Source organism: Aeromicrobium sp., from assembly GCF_036676885.1.
GTDB lineage: Bacteria > Actinomycetota > Actinomycetes > Propionibacteriales > Nocardioidaceae > Aeromicrobium.
The window spans coordinates 1-1,631 of the sequence record NZ_JAKFCB010000403.1; the positions used below are offsets into that span (position 1 = coordinate 1).

Consider the following 1,631-nt stretch of genomic DNA (forward strand, 5'->3'; position numbering starts at 1 on the left):
GTCCCGGCGGCTACACGCGCATCACGAAGGTCGCGCCGCGCAAGGGCGACAACGCCCCCATGGCCGTCATCGAGATCGTCGAGGCCAAGCAGTTCGGCGCGCAGAACCAGACGCCCAAGAAGGGCAAGGCTGCTCCCAAGGCCGCCGCGCCCGTCGAGGAGCCGACTGTCGACGAGGCCGAGGTCGTCGAGACCGACGTCGTCGACGAGGCACCGGCTGAGACCGAGGCGCCTGTCGCTGAGGCCGAGACCGAGGAGGCTCCTGCAGAGGAGACCACCGAGGGCGACGCCAAGTAGGCATCACGTCGTCAGGAGGCCCGTCACCGCAAGGTGGCGGGCCTTCTGCATGTCCGGCGTGGAGCACCCGACGGGCCGAGGGTGAGACTCTCGTTTTTCGCAGACAGGTGATCCCGATGGCTGCTAGATTTTTCCGGCCGGATGCCGCTTTCGGAGCTCCGACGACCATCGCGGGGGACCCACATGCACACGCTGGCCGTACGTCGTTCGTTCGTCCTGGTCGCGATCGGCGCGCTGACTGCGACGGGGCTCAGCCTCGGTCCGGTCGCCGCCGAGCCGCGCTCACCCGTCCCGGTCTCGGAGCCGAGCCCGGAGGACCGTCCGACCCTGGCAGCGGGTGTCATCGTCAAGACGACGACCTCGACCGCAAGCACCGGGCTGGTCCGGGCCGCGGAGGACGCCCTCCCCTCGGGGGTAGGACTCGATCGGGTCCGCAAGAGCGCGACCGGTGGGCGTACCTCGGTGCTGCCGACCACGGAACGGGTCACGGCTGCCGAGGCCGAGGCGGTCGCCGCGGAGCTGCGCGAGCGCTCCGACGTGGTGTGGGCTGCGCCCAACTACATCCTGCGGGCGCACGCCGCTCCGCCCGTACCGGTCACCGATCCCTACTTCGTGGGCAACAACGCGCGTGCGGTGTGGGACTGGCGTGCGAAGACCGACGCCAAGGTCGTGTCGGTCATGGGCTCCTCCAACACCTTCCCCAGTGGCGGCTTCAGCTCGCGGGCTCCGTACGCCTGGCAGGCGACGCGGGGCGAGGGCGCCGTCGTGGCGGTCATCGACACCGGCATCACGACGCACTCCGATCTGCCGACCTGGGATGGCACGAACGCGGGCGGACGCATGCTGCCGGGCCGCGACTTCGTCAGCGAGTTCACGTTCGAGGATGGTTTTGTCGAGGACACCGGCCGTGACGGTGACGGCTGGGACCCCAACCCGCAGGACCAGGGCGACTGGGAACCCTCCAACTACTGCTACGAGGACAGCCCCAGTGCGTCCAGCTCGTGGCACGGGACCCACGTGGCCGGCATCGTCGCAGGAGCCAGGGACAACGGCGGCATGGTGGGTGTCGCACCCGAGGCCAAGATCCTCCCGGTCCGGGCGCTGGGGCTGTGCGGCGGGACCACGGAGGACATCGGCGCGGCGATGAGGTGGTCGGCGGGCCTTCCGGTGACCGATCCGCGGACCCTGGAGGCCGTGCCCGTCAACGACAATCCGGCCGACGTGATCAACATGTCGCTGGGCGTGTACGCACCCTGCTCGAGCCTTGACGCCAAGCCGATGGTGGACGCGATCGCCGCCGTGCGCGCCACGGGCGCGGTGGTCGTGGCCTCGGCA

Annotated in this window: 2 protein-coding genes; both read left to right on the forward strand. The window is 70.3% G+C overall.

Going from position 1 to position 1,631, the window contains the following annotated elements; genetic code table 11:
- Positions 1-296: L17 family ribosomal protein (locus V6M46_RS18920; protein WP_332667978.1), on the forward strand; the 296-nt coding region annotated here is incomplete at its 5' end.
- Positions 297-479: 183 nt separating this feature from the next.
- Positions 480-1,631, forward strand: a 1,152-nt coding sequence (locus V6M46_RS18925) for a S8 family serine peptidase (RefSeq protein ID WP_332667980.1), incomplete at its 3' end; no start/stop codon positions are given.